This is a genomic window from Ochrobactrum sp. WV_118_8, assembly GCF_039631535.1.
GTDB lineage: Bacteria > Pseudomonadota > Alphaproteobacteria > Rhizobiales > Rhizobiaceae > Brucella > Brucella anthropi.
Map to the genome: position 1 here is coordinate 1,758,951 of NZ_JBDIUZ010000002.1, position 16,359 is coordinate 1,775,309.

Consider the following 16,359-nt stretch of genomic DNA (forward strand, 5'->3'; position numbering starts at 1 on the left):
TTCAGAACACCGAAGCGCCTTCGTCGGCCCGTCCCGCGATTTGGCGGAAAGCGCGGAACAATTCGCGCCCCATGCCATGCTCGTTGCCTGAAAGATCAGGACGGTCTTCGCCACGATCATTCAGCAAGGCCACATTGACCAGAGCTTCCAGAGTGCCGTTCACGGCATCCAGACGAATGACATCGCCGTCGCGGATTTTTCCGATGGCGCCGCCATCGAGAGCTTCCGGCGTGACATGGATAGCGGAGGGCACCTTGCCTGATGCACCGGACAGGCGACCGTCGGTAACAAGAGCAACACGCTGGCCGCGATCCTGCAGAATGCCCAGAACCGTCATCAGCTTGTGCAGCTCCGGCATACCATTGGCTTTCGGCCCCTGATAGCGAACCACCGCGATGAAATCGCCGGTCAGCTCGCCAGCCTTGAACGCGGCCTGCATTTCTGCCTGATCGTTGAAGACCTTGGCGGGCGCTTCGATGACCTGGCGCTCCGGCTTCACGGCGGAAACCTTGATGATCGCATTGCCGATATTGCCGGTCAGAACCTTGAGGCCGCCGGTCGGCTGGAATGGCGTATGGATCTTGGCCAGAACCTTGTCGTCGCCGCTTTTCTCCGGCACCGGCTCACGCACGACTGTACCGTCAGCACCCAGCTTCGGTTCGATCGCGTAAGGACGCAGACCTTCGCCGAACACGGTGCGCACATCCTCATGCAGGATGCCGCCATCGAGCAGTTCGCGGATCAGGAAGCCCATGCCGCCAGCGGCATGGAAATGGTTCACATCGGCAAGGCCATTCGGATAGACGCGGGCCAGAAGCGGAACCACATCCGAAATCTCGGAAATATCGTGCCATGTCAGCTTGATACCGGCCGCAGCTGCCATGGCGATCAGGTGGATGGTATGGTTGGTCGAACCGCCGGTCGCATTCAGACCGATGACGCCATTGACGAAGGAACGCTCGTCCAGCATCTCGCCGACCGGCGTATATTCATTGCCGCAGGCAGTGATCGCCAGCGCGCGCTTGGCAGCCTCGCGGGTCAAGGCGTCGCGGAGCGGCGTGCCCGGATTGATGAAGGATGCGCCCGGCAGATGCAGGCCCATGATTTCCATCAGCATCTGGTTGGAATTGGCCGTGCCGTAGAAAGTGCAGGTGCCGGGACCGTGATAGGACTTCGATTCCGATTCCAGAAGTTCGGCACGCCCGACCTTGCCTTCGGCATAGAGCTGGCGGGTTTTGGCCTTTTCGTCGTTCGGCAGGCCGCTGGTCATCGGACCGGCAGGCACGAACACGGCGGGCAGGTGGCCGAAGGTCAGCGCACCAATGATGAGACCGGGCACGATCTTGTCGCAGACACCGAGATAAACGGCTGCATCGAACATATCGTGCGACAGGCCGACGGCGGTTGCCATCGCAATCACTTCGCGGGAGAACAGCGACAGTTCCATACCCGCAAAACCCTGCGTAACCCCATCGCACATGGCAGGCACGCCGCCAGCAACCTGCGCCACGCCACCCGCTTCACGTGCAGCCTGCTTGATAAGCTGCGGGAAGGTTTCGAATGGCTGATGCGCCGACAGCATGTCGTTATAGGCGGTGATGATGCCGAGGTTCGGAATCTCGTCGCCGATCAGCGCCGCCTTGTCGTGCGGGCCGCAGGCGGCGAAACCATGCGCGAGATTGGCACAGCCCAGCACTGCGCGTTTTGGCTTGTTGGATGAAGCCTCTCGCACACGGCCAAGATAGGCTTCGCGTGTCGGCTTGGACCGTTCGCGAATGCGCGCGGTGATTTCCTGAATGCGTTTATGTGCCGTCTCGGTGGGCATGGGTATCACCTGTGCCAATCTGGCTTGAATCGAATTTAACTTGTCCAGTAGAGCTGGATCGGTGTGCGCGCATGATGGAAGACAGCCCGCACGGGCATTTCATTCTCGTCATCGCCGGAAAGCGCCTTTTCCAGCGTTGCCTGCTTGGCAGCGCCTTCGATATGCAGAACCAGCAGGTCGGCTTCGGCAATGATGGGAAGGGTCAGGGTCAGACGTTTTTCGCCAGCACCCTCGGCATGGATCGGCAGCACAAGCGCCCTTGTTTCCGGGTTGATCGCCTGATCAAGCCGGTCGGCACCGGGAAAGAAGGAGGCGGTATGACCATCATTGCCCATGCCAAGCACCACCACGTCGAAAGGACGACGCAACGCATCGATGCGGCTGGCGGCAGCAAGCGCCGCCGTTTCGGCCGTCGCCGCCGGATTGTAAAGGCCGACGAATTTGGCCACGCCCGCATGATCGCGCAAAAGATGCTCGCGCACCAGCTTTTCGTTGGAACGGTCGCTATCGACGGGGACGAAACGCTCATCCACAAGGGTGATCGTGACGAGGTTCCAGTCGATCATCTTGCGGGAGAGCACTTCGAACAGCTTGAGCGGCGTGGTGCCGCCAGAGACGGCCAAGGTGGCCTGTCCCCGTTCAGCGATGGCGGCATTCAGCTTGTTCGCAATGGCTTCCGACAATGCCTGCGCCAGTTCCGTTCCGCTGGTAAAATCGTGCCGTTCAATGCTCATTCCATACCTTTCCAAAGCAGAAACCAGAGCGGTTTCAATCGGATAAAATCGTGAAGCCGCTCTATCTCTTTGTTTTTCGCATTATCCTACGCAAAACCGCTGCGCACTTTTGCTGGAAATGCTTAGAGCGCGTTTCGATCTGATTGGATCAGATCGGCGCTCTATCTCTTTGTTTTGACGCGCATCTTTTCCGAAAACCGTTTCACACTTTTCGGGATGCGCTCTAGAGGCTTTCGTGCCATGTGCGTCCGTCACGCTCAATGAGCGCGATGGACGATGACGGTCCCCAAGTTCCTGCTGTGTAGCCCTGCACAGGCTGGCTGTTCAATTCCCATCCCTGAAGGATAGGGTCGACCCAGCGCCATGCCGCCTCAACTTCGTCGCGCCGCATGAAGAGGGTCTGGTTGCCGCGAACGACATCCATGATGAGACGTTCATAGGCATCCGGATTGCGCTCGCTGAAAGATTCGGCAAAGCTCATATCCAGCGGCACGTGACGCAGGCGCATACCGCCCGGACCCGGATCCTTGATCATCATCCACTGCTTCACGCCTTCATCCGGTTGCAGGCGGATGACAAGCTGGTTGGCGATGACCTTGCCAGCACTTTCGCCGAAGATGGAGTGCGGGATCGGCTTGAACGTGACGACGATTTCCGAAACGCGCGTGGCAAGCCGCTTGCCGGTGCGCAGATAGAACGGCACGCCAGCCCAGCGCCAGTTGGCGATTTCAGCTTTCAGCGCCACAAAGGTTTCGGTGTTGCTGGTGTTGTTTTCGAGGTCTTCCAGGTAGCCCTTGACCGGACCGCCTGCGGATGCGCCTGCACGATATTGGCCGCGAACGGTCAAGTCTTCAACATTTGCATTGGTAATCGGCTGAAGGGACCGCAGAACCTTGACCTTCTCGTCATGGACGGCATCGGCCTCCAGCGAGGATGGCGGTTCCATGGCGACAAGGCAGAGCAGCTGAAGAATGTGGTTCTGCACCATGTCGCGCAGCGCGCCTGCCGTGTCGTAATAACCGGCGCGGCCCTCAAGGCCGACAGATTCGGCAACCGTGATCTGCACATGGTCGATATGGGCAGAGTTCCACAACGGCTCATAAAGCGCATTGGCAAAGCGCAGCGCCATCAGGTTCTGCACGGTTTCCTTGCCGAGATAGTGGTCAATGCGGAAAATCTGATCTTCGCGGAAAACGCTGCCCAGCGTATCATTGAGCGCCATGGCGGATTCCAGGTCGCGACCGATCGGCTTTTCCACGATGATGCGTGTATCGCGGGTAATCAGGCCATGCGCCTTGAGGCGCGTGGCGATATCACCGAAGAGCGTGGGGCTGACGGCGAGATAGAAAGCGCGAATCTTTTCCGGCTTCTTGCCGATCAGCGTCTTGAGCGCATCCCAGCCCTCTTCGGACTTGGCATCGACCGCCACATAGCTGAGACGGGCGAGAAACTTGTCGACTTCCTTCTCGTCGACTTCCGAAGCCTTCACATGCTCGTGGATGGCATCGCGTGCGAACTGCCGATATTCCTCATCGGTCATGGCACTGCGCGATGCGCCGATGATGCGCGTTGGGTCGGTGAGCTGGCCTGCACGCTGACGCTGATACAGTGCCGGAATGAGCTTGCGTTCGGCAAGATCGCCGGAACCGCCGAACACGATGCAGTCGAAAGGCTCTACCGGAATTGTCTGGCTGGTCATCTATCGCTCTCTTCTCTTCTTGCGCAAATCAGTCTGCCTGTGGGCAGCATGCGATTTTCAAGCTGCCCTTGTCTATTATCTAATCGATTTAAATTCAACAGTCGCAATGCTGCAATCGCACGAAATTGAAGGCGCCCTGCCATAATTGACGGATTAACGGGTTGTGCATACATGACATGTTCATTTTGGTTCAGGCTCTTTACGCCATATTGAAACAAATAATCTGGATTCAAGTGATTGCACTTTACTGGAAATGCTCAAAAGGAGAATGACATGAAGAGGCTGCAGGATAAGGTCGCAATCATCACCGGTGCCGGCTCGGGCTTCGGTTCAGGCATGGCGCGCCGATTTGCAGCCGAAGGTGCAAAGGTCGTTCTCGCCGATGTGAACGTGAAGCGTGTCGAGGATGAGCTTGCCGATATCGGCAAGAACGCTCTTTCCGTGCAGGCCGATGTCTCGCGCAAGGACGACATGGAGCGCGTGGCGCGCACAGCCTTCGAAACGTTCGGCCGCATCGACATCATGATCAACAATGCCGGTTTTACGCATCGCAACATGCCGCTGACCGAAGTGACGGAGGACAGTTTCGACCTGATCGCGTCCGTGAATATGAAGGCGCTTTATTATTCGACGCAGATCGTTGTACCGATCATGGAGCATCAGGGCGGAGGCGTCATCATCAACACGGCTTCGGCAACCGCGCTGCGTCCGCGCAAGGGTCTCGTCTGGTACAGCGCGTCCAAGGGCTGGATCATCAGCGCGACCAAGGCGATGGCGCTGGAACTCGCGGACAAGAATATCCGCGTGAACTGCATCTGCCCGGCCGAAAGCGACGGTGAGGCACTGAAACTGTTTCTGGAGGAGGACACGCCGGAGGCTCGTGCAGCACTCAAGGCCACCATTCCCCTCAATCGGTTTTCGACGCCGGAGGATGTGGCCGAAGCTGCACTCTGGCTGGCCTCGGACGCCGCCTCCATGGTGACGGGTACGGCACTTAATATCGACGGTGGTTACTCAATCTAGCCATCGGCTTCGGCAAGGAAGTCATCAAAAATGGCTTCCAGCCGCCTGTGCCGTTCGGCGGCCATGAGCTTTCCGGTTTCCGTCTTGAAACCGGAGGCGAGGCCGAACAGTTTGGTGCGGAAATGGTCGAGCGCGAAAAGTTTGTCGTCCAGCGGGCGGTTTTCGGCGTGTGGATCGCGCCAGTCGTAAAGCGCACTGCCCATGCGGCCCGCAATGTAGAAACACCGGGCAGCTCCAATCACGCCAATGGCATCAAGTCGGTCCGCATCCTGCAGGATTTTCGCTTCCATCGTGACAGGCTCGATATTGGCTGAAAAGCTGTGCGCCTCGATGGCATGGGCGGCGAGGTCGATGTGTGTTTCATTCCAGCTGAGACTGCGCAGCAGCGTTGTCGCCTTTTCTGCCGCCAGACGCGAGGCGCGATTTCTGTCGGGCGAATTCTTCTCCACGCTTACGCAGTCATGCAGCAGGGCTGCGGCGCAAAGCACTTCGGCATCGCCGCCTTCCTGACGCTGGATCGCAGCGGCATTTTTCCAGACACGGGCAAGGTGGGACAGGTCATGTGACCCGTCCTCGCCGTGTTCGAGCGCATGAGGCAGCAGCCTTTCGGCAAGCGTTGCGAAAGGCGCGAAGATATGTGCTGTCATTCTGGTTCTGCCGTGGGTTTTGCGGATTCGGGAGATGGCCGAAATTATCGGTTCTTCCGCAGGACGGTCCAGTTATAAAATGCGCCGAGAGCCATAATCAGGCATGTGCCGAGAAAAACGGAACGCATGCCGAAGTGACCGCCGACGAAACCGCCAGCGACGGGGCCTGCAACCTGCCCGACATATTGGGCCGAGACGGAATAGCCCAGAATGCCGCCCGCTACGCGGTCGGGCACATTGTGCCGGATGACGCTGGTGATGCAGGGCAGCAATCCGCCCAGCGCCAGCCCCATCAGAAAACGCAGGCCGATCAGCTGCCAGGCTTCCGTCACGAAAGCCTGCGGGATCAGAAGCAGCGCGGAAACTGACAGTGCACCGATGATGACGCGGGTGTGGCCAATGCGGTCGGCAAGGCGCCCCAGTCGCGAGGATGACATGATGCTGCCGAGGGCTGCAGCAGCCATTACCACGCCGGAAATCAGTGTCACTTTCGTCTGATCGTCCATCAGCTGGATCACATAGACGGTGATGATCGGCTCAATCGACATATTGGCAAAAAGCAGCAGCATACCCGTCACCAGCATGGCGATAACCGGTTTCCTGTCAGGAATGGCAGCCCAGATGGATTCCGCCTTCTGCTCTTTGGTCGGCTTCGGTGGCTTGCGCTCTTCGCGGATCAGAAAGGTGGTGGCCAGAAAGGTGAGAAAGATCACGCCGCCAGCCAGCCAGAAGGTTGCGCGAATGCCGATCAGCGGCGGCAAAGCGCCGCCGAGCAGCGGGCCGGCCAGATTGCCCGCCATGATGCCAGCCGAAAGCGCGCCCAGCGCCCAGCCGGTCTTTTCTTTTGGCGTCTGGGTAGCGACGAGGATCATCGAGCCGGACGAATAGCCGCCCGCAATGCCCACGAACAGGCGCAGCGCCACCAATTGCCAGACGCTCGTCACCATGCCGATCAGCGACATGGCGATGGCCATGCCGAGGCTGGCGCGGATCAGCATCAGCTTACGTCCATAGCGATCGCCGAGCCTGCCCCACAGCGGTGCGACGAAGGCTGCTGCCAGAAAGGTGGCGCCGTAAGCGATACCTGACCACTGCACGATTGCCGCGTGATCGGTGACGCCCAATTGTTCCACATAGAGCGGCAGGAAGGGGAGGAGGAGCGACATGGCAATGAGCGTCGTGAACGAACCGATGAGGCAGATCAGCAGATTCTGCTTCCAGTAGCGCTCGTGATTATCTTCGACGGCCATATTTTCCTGGCGGGCTGCAGCGACGGTTTCGTCGCTTGCAGCGGCTTGGGCGGTGCTCATGTCATGTCTCGCGATTGCAATGTATTCCATTTTGGGATACCAAAACGGTATGCATGAATGCGCCTGTTGATGAGACTTGTCAATTGCAGCGCTGCCTTAGAGAGCGTTTTGTTCTGATTGTATCAGATCAAAACGCTCTAAGCCCTTTTATTTGAAGCATAATCTTATCGATCCTCGTTTCACTCCGGTCGGATTATGCTCTAAAATGGAGAATGGTCGCCAATGTCACAGATGAGGCAGGTTGAAACGCAGCTTCGCGACATGATCCTCGGTCTGGAACTGGGGCCGGGCGAACGTTTGACCGAGCGCTGGATCGAGGCACAGTTTGAAGCCTCACGCACGCCGATCCGGGCAGCGCTTCTGCGGCTGGAGGCGGAAGGCCTGATCTGTCGTGAAGGGCGTGGCTGGACGGTCTCGCCAATCAATCTCAGCGAAATTGAACAAATCGGTGTCTATCGTGAAGCACTGGAAATTGCCGCGTTAAAGCTCACCTGCGCGCTTGAAGATCGCAGCGGTGCGGAGCTGATTCTGGCTATGCTGGATAGCTGTGATGCGGACACATCGCGCGAGGAATGGCACCGGATCGGCATGGATTTTCATATCGAACTGGCGCGCCTGTCCGGCAATGAGTTCCTCAGCCGTGGCGTGCGCGATGCTATGCAGCGCCTCTCACGGGCGCGCTGGCTGGAAGTGCGCGACGAGGCGGCGCTCGCTCGCGCATGGGCCGAACACCGCGCCATTCTCGATGCGGTGCGCGAAGGAAATGCCGACAAGGCGACGGCGTTGATGAGCGCGCATCTGGACGGAAGCCGCAGCCGCCTCGTCAATAGTCTGCACGAGGACCGGCGCGGGCTCAAGGCGCGGGGCTTTGCCGTCATCAGTGCGTGACGCAATCATTACCATTCGGGCAGCTTATGGCCGTCTCGCGAATAATATTGCGTGCGCCCATCACCGATGCCGATATCCCGCAAGAGATATTCCGGCGAATGTTCGGTAACGACGATATGAGTACGTTTGCGCGAAAACAGGCGGGAGAACAGCGCGCTCCAGCCGCTTTCCGGTCTGTGGTTGATCGTGGGCGCTGTGGCGGTTGTGCAGGCAGAATCGACGTTTTTCATGATCTCACCTATCGAATGAAGCGGCTGTGGGAGGCAGCTGCTTGTTAAATTCTGCCTATAGGTATGCGCCTGAAAACCTTTGTTTTCCAATCGAACCTCGATTAGTATGCATAAGGAGGACTTATGCATCATGACGACAGCGCTTCCCCCTTTATCGGCCATTCGCGTTTTTGAATCCGCCGCCCGCCATGCAAGTTTTACCCGCGCTGCGGAGGAGCTGGGCATGACGCAGGCTGCGGTCAGCTATCAGATCAAGATATTGGAGGAGCGTGTCGGCGCACCGCTTTTCTTACGTATGCCGCGACAGGTGGAACTGACCGAACTTGGCAGGCAGCTTGCTCCCGCGATTACGGAAGCGTTCGAGACGATGCGCAATGCCTTTGCCAGCCTGCGGGAAGATGCGGAAGGTACGCTGTCGATCAGCGTTCTTGCCACTTTTGCCGCCAACTGGCTGGCGCATCGGCTTGGTTCGTTCCAGATGCGGCATCCGTCACTCGCGGTCCGGCTCGATACGTCCGACAGCATGATCGATTTTGCGACGACCAATGTGGACATCGCGATCAGAAGTGGCTTCGGCAAATGGCCGGGGCTGGAGGCGCATCAGCTCATCAAGGCGAGTTTCACGCCCATGCTGAGCCCGGCCTTGGCGGCCACTATAGGCGGGGTGAAAGAACCTGCGGACCTTCTGCGGCTCAAGATCATCGATGTGAGCGATCCGTGGTGGAATATCTGGTTCAAGGCGGCGGGGATCGAAAACCCGCAAATGCAAGGCAATACGCAGAGCCGGCTCGGAGCGCAGCATATTGAAGGTCGGGCGACAGTCGCAGGGCAGGGGGTGGGCATTCTCACGCCTGCTTTCCACCAGATGGAAATCGCTACCGGCCAGCTTATCCAGCCGTTCGATATTCTTGGCGATGATGGACGATCTTATTGGCTCGTCTATCCCAAATCCCGTCGCAATACGCCAAAGGTGCGCGCATTCAGGGAATGGATATTGAGCGAGCTCGACTGCGGATAGATAGCTGCCAAGACAGGCTCAACCTTTCGACACGGCGAGGAAAACCGCGTGCTGGGCGTCATACGCACGCTCGAAGGCGGGGCGGGCTTCTCCGCGCGCCACATAGGCCGCAAGGTTCGGATAGTCGTTCAATATGCCTGAACTCTTCAGCCTCCGCAGCACGGTCACCATCAGAAGATCACCGGCACTGAACGCACCCTCCAGCCAGTCCTTGTTGACAAGACAGGCGGAAAGGGCATCAAGTCTTTTGCGGATACGCGCTTCCACGATGGGGATGCGCTGCTCGTACCAGCTTTCCTTGCGTTCTACGAAACCGGCAACTTCCCTTTCGAGGATCACTGGCTCGATGGTGTTATGCGCGGCGAACATCCATGTGATGGCGCGTGCCCGGCCATTGGCGTCATCCGGCAGAAGGCCTGGGTTCTGTTCTGCAATATGAAGCACAATTGACCCGGATTCGAACAGCGCCAGATCGCCCTCTTCATAGGTTGGTATCTGCCCGAAAGGTTGCAGATCGAGATGGGGGTGGGCTTTCAGCGCCTCAAACGAGACGAGGCGGACATCATAGTCCTGCCCGGTCTCTTCAAGCGCCCATCGAACGGGCATGTCACGCGCCATCCCTCGGCCGCGATCGGGCGAATTTTCAAATGCGGTGATGACGGGACGTTTCGGACTGTTGCTGTTGGTGGACGCGTTTTTCATGATGGTTCCTCCTCACTACAGCACAGCTGCTCGCAAGGTGTGTTGCAAACCGTGCGCCGGTTCAGTGGCAGCCTGCTGTCGCTTGCTCTGAGCGGTTCCCGATATGATCGGGAAAATCTCCTCCGCTAAATAATACCGACCGGTTGGTATGTTGTCAATGTGGAGAGGCAGGAAGATGGGGTAAGGGGGCGGAGCGAGGGTAGAAGGAGGAACCGGGAGATGGGCGTTGGAAAGGTGGGAGCAGGTGAAAGGAAATGGGGAAAGGATGAGCGGATTGGTGCTGTTTGGATTTAAACAGATCACGGAAAAGCAGCCTATCTTGTGGCGTTCTCATACATCAATTTCACCATAACGTGGCGATTAGTTCCGTCGATTGGTTTCGTGGGAGGCAGTTTGTTCCATCGCATAAGAACCAAAATGTCGGGCATTCAAATTTTTTTCCACCGGATGTCACATTCGGCGTTGCTGTCTCGTCATGTCTATCGAACCCCTTGAACCGAAAGGAACAATGCCATGACCCCTCTGCTCAACCCGTTCGATGTTGCCCCTGCCACGATGAAATCCTGGTTGAACGCTTCGATGACCATCGCATCCAGTCTGGAAGCGAGCCTGATCGAGCTTGTCAAAATCCGCTCCTCGCAGATCAATGCCTGCGCCAATTGCATCAATATGCATACGCTTGAAGCACGTTCTCTTGGCGAGACCGAACAACGCATCTATTTGTTGTCCGCATGGCGCGAAGCACCGTGCTACTCTGAGCGCGAACGTGCGGCTCTGGGATGGGTCGATGCGCTGACCCGTTTGTCACAAGGTCACGATCTGGAAGACGCCCGCACTGCCATGCAGGCACAGTTCACTGAGGAGGAGCAAGTGAACCTTACGCTGATGATCAACATCATCAATGGATGGAACCGCATGGCGGTTGGCTTCGGCCTCTGGTTCGAGCCGGAAGCCAAGAAGCCGGCAGTAAAGGCAGCCGTCTGATGGCTGACACATCCTTGCAAGGCGATGCAGCTGACAGCTTCGATCCGCTGCGCCCGAAACTGATCCGCGTTGCCTATCGCATGTTGGGTTCGGTCGCCGATGCCGAGGATATGGTGCAGGAGGCGTTCATCCGATGGATGAACGCTGATCGCAGCGAAGTGCGCGAGCCGGAAGCCTTTCTGCGTCGCACTGTTACCCGCCTGTGCCTCGATTTTCTGAAATCCGGTCGCAACCAGCGCGAAACCTATTTCGGGCCATGGATTCCCGATCCGGTTGTCGAAGAGGAAGCGGATGACGATGTCACCCTTCCGCTCATGCTGGCGCTGGAGCGTCTTTCGCCATTGGAACGCGCGGCCTTCCTGCTGCATGATGTCTTCGGGCTGGATTTCGACGAGATAGCCAGGACAATCCAGCGCGATGCCGCTGCCTGCCGCCAGCTTGCTGCACGGGCGCGCAAGCATGTGCGCGAGGAGCGTCCGCGTTTTCAGGTCGATAAGCAGCGCGGGCTCGAACTGGCGCAGGCCTTCTTCAATGCATCGCGCAGCGGCGACATGAATGCGCTTGGTGCGATGCTGGCAGCAGATGTCAACCTTCAGGCCGATGGTGGCGGCAAGCGCCCAGCTTTCCCGAAGCCTGTTTTCGGCTTCGAAGAGGTGATGAAAACCCACGAGAAACTGGCGGGCTATTTCCGTGGCAACCAGTCCACGCTTTTGCGTGCGGTCTTCATCAATGGTTTGCCCGGCATCATCACGCGTGAAGCCGATGGGGAAATCCAGACGACAGCTCTCGATATAGAAGACGGCAAGATTGTCGGTATCTATGTGGTGCGCAACCCGGACAAGCTAAAGCATCTGCACTGAGCAATACTGGGCCCCGCTTTCGGGCAGCATGCTTATTTGTTTTCAAACATGTCTTTGTCCCGAAACCGGTCTCCACTTTCGGGAGACATGTTTATTTGCTTTCAAGCATGTCTTTATCCGAAAACCGGTTTCCACTTTTTGGAGACATGCTTTACCCGATCAGGTAGCGGCAAGCGCCTGCCGCGCCGATGCCGATCAGCACGGTTGGCAGCATGGAAAAGCGCGTCGCAGCGAAGATCGTGATTGCAAGCGCGATCAGGTCGGCAGGCTTGTCGGACACGAAATCGGGCGCGATGACCGAAATCAGAACACAGCCGGGAGCTGCTTCCATCACCGCCGTCGCGCGCTTGCTGAGCGTGCGGTTGCGCAGCAGCACATAGCCGCCGATCCGCGTGAGATAGGTGACACTTGCCATCAGAACGATGGTCAGAACGGCCAATGGATCGATCATTCTTCACCTGCCAGCAGATAGGCTGCAACGAGTCCGGACAAGGCACCGGCGGCGACATACCAGGCGCCGGGAATGGTGAGATAGGTCAGCGCGGCCACCACAAGGCTGACCAGCCACGGGCGCGCGGCCGCAAAACCTTTCCACATGCCCGCCAGCAGAACCAGAAACACTGCCGGAAATGCCATGTCGAAACCATAAGGGCGCAGGTCTCCCATCATCGGCCCGAAGGCGGCACCCAGCGTGGTGAATAGAACCCATGCGAGATAGAAAGGAATGGCCACACCGGCATAGAAGGTGAGGCTCAGTGCCGGATTGACGCCTTTCGACTGGCGACGTTTCGCATCGGCAAGTCCGAGCGCCCAGCTTTCATCGCACATCAGAAACAGGCTCGCAAAAGCCTTGCGCTTGGGCAGATGGCGGATGAAGGGGGCCAGAGCCGCGCCCATCAGCAGATGGCGGCTGTTGACCAGAAAGGTGATCGCAACAATCAGCAGGACATGCGGCGGCGAGGTCCAGAGCTGGATGGCTGCGAATTCCGATCCGCCTGCAAAATTCAGTCCGGTCATCAGGGGGACTTCGATGACGCTGAGGCCTTTTTGTGCGGCCTGCGCGCCCAGAACCAGCGCATAGGGAATAATGCCAAGCAGAACCGGCAGACCGGCTGCGGCCCCGCGACGGAATTCCGAGCCGCGCCCGGATCTGCTTTTTTGAGGCACATAGGCCTGTGAAATATCCATAAAATTCCCGTTGACCAACCGGTAACTGGTTGCCCCTTGCTCAGTCTCTTGCGTGTTTGCTTGAGAAGTTTCGCGACTATAACCAATCTCTTGAGCAATTTGGTTGCGAATTATGCCCTCATGCATCAATATTTGGCAGAGAATGCCAGTAAGGTCAGCATAAATGGAATCGAACGCCAATGAAGCTGGATGATATCGATAAACGGATTCTGCGCGTGTTGCAGCGCGATGGCCGCATCGCCAATAACGATCTCGCACGCGAGGTCGGCCTTTCGCCGTCACCATGCCTGCGGCGGGTGAAGCTTCTGGAAGAGGCGGGCGTGATCGACCGTTATGTCGCCGTGCTGAACCCGGCCAAGGTTGGCAAAGGGCTGACTTTCTTCACGCGCATCCGGCTCGACCAGCAGGATGAGGAAACGCTTCAGACTTTCGCCAAGGAAATCCTGAAGCTGCCGCAGGTGCTCGAATGCTATTTCATGCTCGGCGATTATGATGCGATGATCCGCGTGGTGGCGGCGGATATCGAGGATTACCGCCGCTTCCAGTCGGAATATCTGAGCCGTATCAAGGGCGTTCAGAATCTGAAGACCGACGTACCGAGCCAGACAGTCAAGCAGACTTCCGAAATGCCGCTCTAACCTGTCTTGCGGGCGGCGATGCCGGGCAGCAGCGCCAGACTAAGCAGCGTGACGGCGGATAGAATTGCACCGGCAAGGAAGGTGGCGGAGGAGCCATAGCTTTCCCACAGCCAACCGGCGCCGATGTTGCCGACAAGCATGACAAGACCCGTTATCACGTTGAACATGCCAAAGGCCGTACCCTTGAGGTGGCCTGGTGCCGTGTCGGCGATGAGCGTTGCGAGAATGCCCTGCGAAAAACCCATATGCAGGCCCCAAAGAACGATGCCCGCAAGGAACGGATAGATCGTGGTCGATTGGGCAATCACAAGATCGGCGACGATCAGGAAGCCGAGACTGGCGGCAAGCAGGCCCTTGCGCCCCAACCTGTCCGAGAGCGCGCCAACCGGATAGGCTGTCAGCCCATAGACGGCATGCATGACAACCATGGTGATCGGTACCCATGCGGCTGCAAACCCGGCTTCCTGCGCCTTAAGGAGCAGGAATGCTTCGCTGAAACGAGCCACGGTAAGGATCGATGCAACTGTAATCACGATCCATACGGTCGCGTTCAGCTTGCCCGCATCGGCAAATCGTGGAAATCCCTTGGAGCGAGCAAGGGGGCGTTTAGAGGGCGTTTCCGGTTCACGAATGCCGACAATCAAAAGCGCGACCGCAATGAAAGCCGGAATGGCAGCAATCCAGAAAATGGTGATGATGTTGCCGCCGGTTGCGAGCATCAGCCCTATGGCAATGAGCGGGCCAACGAAGCCGCCGACCGTATCGAGAGACTTGCGTAGCCCGAAGGCTGCGCCGCGTATTTCCGGCGGTGTCACATCGGCAATCAAGGCATCGCGCGGCGTGCCGCGTATGCCCTTGCCAACACGGTCTATCGCCTTGGCCATTACGATGCCGCCCGCTGTCGTTGCCAGCGGGAAGATAAGCTTGGAAATGGCTGCCAGCCCATAGCCTGCGACGGCAAGCGGCTTCCTTCGGCCTGTCCAGTCGGAGATGACGCCCGAGAAAAGCTTGGTCACCGTTGCTATGGCGACTGACAGCCCTTCGATGAATCCGACCATCATGGCCGAAGCGCCGAGACCGGCCACCAGATAGAGTGGCAGCAGCGTCTGTACCATTTCCGAAGAGATATCCATCAGCAGGCTGACGAAACCAAGAATCCACACCGTTGACGGTATGGATGCGGTTTTCTGAGTGGACGCCATGTTGAAAACCCGAATCTGCCGAAGGAATTATCAAGCTGTTAGCACAGTACGAAAAAAGATGAGTAATAAACTCCTATTATTTCGGATAGGCGTCGGCCATATTCAGCAGTTTAGCTGTATTCTCGTTGAGTATTGGTTGCATATCGTCAAGCGAGCTGTGTCGACGGGATTGATGATCCAGTTCTTCGTTGATGCGGTCGGCAAGTGCGAAGAAATGTTTGCGTACCTTTGGAGCATAAGGATTGGCGCGCTCGATGGCCTGAAACACTTCCGGTGCATCGTGGCGGACCATGCCGACCGCCTGCATCATAAGGTCGAAGCTCTTTGTCGTCATGCGGGTTGGTAACGGCTCCATCTGCACCAGAACCTTGGCGATCAGATGCGTCAGACCCTGAACCATTGCGGCTTCGCGGTCGTGGTCTTCTGGTGTGGTGACGATGACGTCGAGGGCAAGATGCTTTTTCAGGAAGGCTGCAATGCGGCGAAATTTTGTACCGCGCACGGGGCAGACGGCGATTTTTAGACCGGCAATGCCGTCACGCGCGCTCTGCGGACCGAAGAGCGGATGTGTGGCGACAATATCGACATGCATGGGCAGGCCGCGCTGCATGATATCGGCAGGCCCGACCTTGACTGAACCGACGTCGAGAACAAGCGCGCCGGGACGCAGATGCGGCGCGATCATCGCTACCACGCGGTCGAGCGTCGCGACCGGCGTTGCGAGGATGACGATATTGCACCGGGCGACCTGTTCCATGGAGGTCAGGGTAACGCCATGCATTAGCACCGTCTGTTCAAGGTCTGCGACGGGGTCGTAGGCATACAACTGGAAATACGGGTTCAGGTGACGGGCTATAAGCTGCCCGAATGCACCAAAGCCGATAATGCCAATTTTTATATGCTGATTATTGTCGCAAGACATGGACTGACCTCTTTAGGGCCGCATGGCCAGAGGCGCTGTCCTTGAAACTCAACCGCTGGCAATGCAGCGGTTGAACTATGACAAAGCAAACCCGCCGCTATATGAGCGGGGCGTAATAAGACCGGGTGCTGATGAGTGCTTTGTTCATGCCGCCTTGCTATTCCTGCTTTTGGTAGATGTCAACACACCGTCTATTTCATATAGGCGCGAACCACGTCGACGAGTTCGCCTGCACCTTCGTCGCGTTCCTTTTGCGGAAGGGCGCCATCGGCAACATGCATCAGGATGTGGTCTTCGATCACTTCCGCCATCAGTCCGTTGACCGCGCCACGGACGCCCGCAATCACCTGCATGACTTCGGCGCAGCCCTTCTCTTCCTCAAGCATCCGTTCCACGCCCTCAAGCTGGCCACGAATGCGACGCACGCGATTGATGAGCTTCTGCTTTTCACGGATAGTGTGGGTCATGGGAACTTCGGTCCTTCATGGC

At 57.8% G+C, this 16,359-nt stretch carries 18 protein-coding genes; 6 read left to right on the top strand and 12 right to left on the bottom strand.

The window, feature by feature from the left end:
• Nucleotide 1: 1 nt before the first annotated feature.
• From edd to zwf, 3 genes are all read right to left on the bottom strand, one after another.
• Nucleotides 2-1,825 (bottom strand): phosphogluconate dehydratase, encoded by a 1,824-nt coding sequence (gene edd / locus ABDF71_RS22420; RefSeq protein ID WP_151663243.1) that lies wholly within the window; start codon nucleotides 1,823-1,825, stop codon nucleotides 2-4.
• 35 nt (nucleotides 1,826-1,860) lie between these two features.
• Complete coding sequence (gene pgl / locus ABDF71_RS22425) at nucleotides 1,861-2,559, bottom strand: 6-phosphogluconolactonase (protein ID WP_010659144.1); 699 nt, start codon at nucleotides 2,557-2,559, stop codon at nucleotides 1,861-1,863.
• 223 nt (nucleotides 2,560-2,782) lie between these two features.
• Nucleotides 2,783-4,258, bottom strand: a complete 1,476-nt coding sequence (gene zwf / locus ABDF71_RS22430) for a glucose-6-phosphate dehydrogenase (RefSeq protein ID WP_012093297.1) — start codon at nucleotides 4,256-4,258, stop codon at nucleotides 2,783-2,785.
• Between the two features lie 273 nt (nucleotides 4,259-4,531).
• On the opposite strand from zwf, the gene ABDF71_RS22435 reads away from it, so the two are divergent.
• Complete coding sequence (locus ABDF71_RS22435; protein ID WP_010659142.1) at nucleotides 4,532-5,281, top strand: SDR family oxidoreductase; 750 nt, start codon at nucleotides 4,532-4,534, stop codon at nucleotides 5,279-5,281.
• Here the strand turns inward: ABDF71_RS22435 and ABDF71_RS22440 are convergent.
• Nucleotides 5,278-5,928: an HD domain-containing protein gene (locus ABDF71_RS22440; protein ID WP_151663242.1), complete on the bottom strand. Its 651-nt coding sequence runs from the start codon at nucleotides 5,926-5,928 to the stop codon at nucleotides 5,278-5,280. The two genes, ABDF71_RS22435 and ABDF71_RS22440, sit on opposite strands and share 4 nt — an antisense overlap.
• Before the next feature lie 44 nt (nucleotides 5,929-5,972).
• The gene (locus ABDF71_RS22445) at nucleotides 5,973-7,238 is read right to left on the bottom strand and encodes a multidrug efflux MFS transporter (RefSeq protein ID WP_040128633.1); all 1,266 of its coding nucleotides are present in this window, start codon (nucleotides 7,236-7,238) and stop codon (nucleotides 5,973-5,975) included.
• A gap of 222 nt (nucleotides 7,239-7,460) precedes the next feature.
• Between ABDF71_RS22445 and ABDF71_RS22450 the strand changes: the two genes are divergently transcribed.
• Complete coding sequence (locus ABDF71_RS22450; RefSeq protein ID WP_036587555.1) at nucleotides 7,461-8,126, top strand: GntR family transcriptional regulator; 666 nt, start codon at nucleotides 7,461-7,463, stop codon at nucleotides 8,124-8,126.
• An 8-nt stretch (nucleotides 8,127-8,134) separates the two neighbouring features.
• On the opposite strand, the gene ABDF71_RS22455 is transcribed toward ABDF71_RS22450, so the two are convergent.
• On the bottom strand, nucleotides 8,135-8,356 hold the full coding sequence (locus tag ABDF71_RS22455; protein ID WP_010659138.1) for a hypothetical protein: 222 nt from the start codon (nucleotides 8,354-8,356) through the stop codon (nucleotides 8,135-8,137).
• A gap of 130 nt (nucleotides 8,357-8,486) precedes the next feature.
• Here ABDF71_RS22455 and gcvA point away from each other — a divergent pair, with 130 nt between their 5' ends.
• Nucleotides 8,487-9,374 carry a transcriptional regulator GcvA gene (gene gcvA / locus ABDF71_RS22460; protein ID WP_151663240.1) on the top strand — a complete coding sequence of 296 codons (888 nt, stop codon included), beginning with the start codon at nucleotides 8,487-8,489 and terminating at the stop codon, nucleotides 9,372-9,374.
• 18 nt (nucleotides 9,375-9,392) lie between these two features.
• Here the strand turns inward: gcvA and ABDF71_RS22465 are convergent, their stop codons facing one another.
• The gene (locus tag ABDF71_RS22465; RefSeq protein WP_151663239.1) at nucleotides 9,393-10,076 is read right to left on the bottom strand and encodes a glutathione S-transferase family protein; all 684 of its coding nucleotides are present in this window, start codon (nucleotides 10,074-10,076) and stop codon (nucleotides 9,393-9,395) included.
• Nucleotides 10,077-10,589: 513 nt separating this feature from the next.
• On the opposite strand from ABDF71_RS22465, the gene ABDF71_RS22470 reads away from it, so the two are divergent.
• Nucleotides 10,590-11,060 carry a carboxymuconolactone decarboxylase family protein gene (locus ABDF71_RS22470; RefSeq protein WP_010659135.1) on the top strand — a complete coding sequence of 157 codons (471 nt, stop codon included), beginning with the start codon at nucleotides 10,590-10,592 and terminating at the stop codon, nucleotides 11,058-11,060.
• Complete coding sequence (locus tag ABDF71_RS22475) at nucleotides 11,060-11,920, top strand: sigma-70 family RNA polymerase sigma factor (protein ID WP_010659134.1); 861 nt, start codon at nucleotides 11,060-11,062, stop codon at nucleotides 11,918-11,920. Before ABDF71_RS22470 ends, ABDF71_RS22475 begins: the two co-directional genes overlap by 1 nt.
• Before the next feature lie 151 nt (nucleotides 11,921-12,071).
• Here ABDF71_RS22475 and ABDF71_RS22480 read toward each other — a convergent pair whose 3' ends face one another.
• Together ABDF71_RS22480 and ABDF71_RS22485 are read right to left on the bottom strand one after the other, a co-directional pair.
• On the bottom strand, nucleotides 12,072-12,371 hold the full coding sequence (locus ABDF71_RS22480; RefSeq protein ID WP_010659133.1) for an AzlD family protein: 300 nt from the start codon (nucleotides 12,369-12,371) through the stop codon (nucleotides 12,072-12,074).
• Complete coding sequence (locus ABDF71_RS22485; RefSeq protein ID WP_010659132.1) at nucleotides 12,368-13,108, bottom strand: AzlC family ABC transporter permease; 741 nt, start codon at nucleotides 13,106-13,108, stop codon at nucleotides 12,368-12,370. The genes ABDF71_RS22480 and ABDF71_RS22485 overlap by 4 nt, the downstream gene beginning before the upstream one ends.
• 179 nt (nucleotides 13,109-13,287) lie before the next feature.
• On the opposite strand from ABDF71_RS22485, the gene ABDF71_RS22490 reads away from it, so the two are divergent.
• Complete coding sequence (locus ABDF71_RS22490; RefSeq protein ID WP_010659131.1) at nucleotides 13,288-13,746, top strand: Lrp/AsnC family transcriptional regulator; 459 nt, start codon at nucleotides 13,288-13,290, stop codon at nucleotides 13,744-13,746.
• Here ABDF71_RS22490 and ABDF71_RS22495 read toward each other — a convergent pair.
• The 3 genes from ABDF71_RS22495 to ABDF71_RS22505 all read right to left on the bottom strand — a co-directional run bounded on the left by ABDF71_RS22495 (nucleotide 13,743) and on the right by ABDF71_RS22505 (nucleotide 16,337).
• Nucleotides 13,743-14,948 carry an MFS transporter gene (locus tag ABDF71_RS22495; RefSeq protein WP_258124807.1) on the bottom strand — a complete coding sequence of 402 codons (1,206 nt, stop codon included), beginning with the start codon at nucleotides 14,946-14,948 and terminating at the stop codon, nucleotides 13,743-13,745. The genes ABDF71_RS22490 and ABDF71_RS22495 overlap by 4 nt on opposite strands.
• Nucleotides 14,949-15,024: 76 nt before the next feature.
• Nucleotides 15,025-15,870, bottom strand: coding sequence for a prephenate dehydrogenase/arogenate dehydrogenase family protein (locus tag ABDF71_RS22500; protein ID WP_151663237.1), 846 nt, complete (start codon nucleotides 15,868-15,870; stop codon nucleotides 15,025-15,027).
• Between the two features lie 191 nt (nucleotides 15,871-16,061).
• A complete protein-coding gene (locus ABDF71_RS22505; RefSeq protein ID WP_012093288.1) occupies nucleotides 16,062-16,337 on the bottom strand; it encodes a metal/formaldehyde-sensitive transcriptional repressor in 276 nt (91 codons plus the stop codon).
• Nucleotides 16,338-16,359 lie beyond the last annotated feature (22 nt).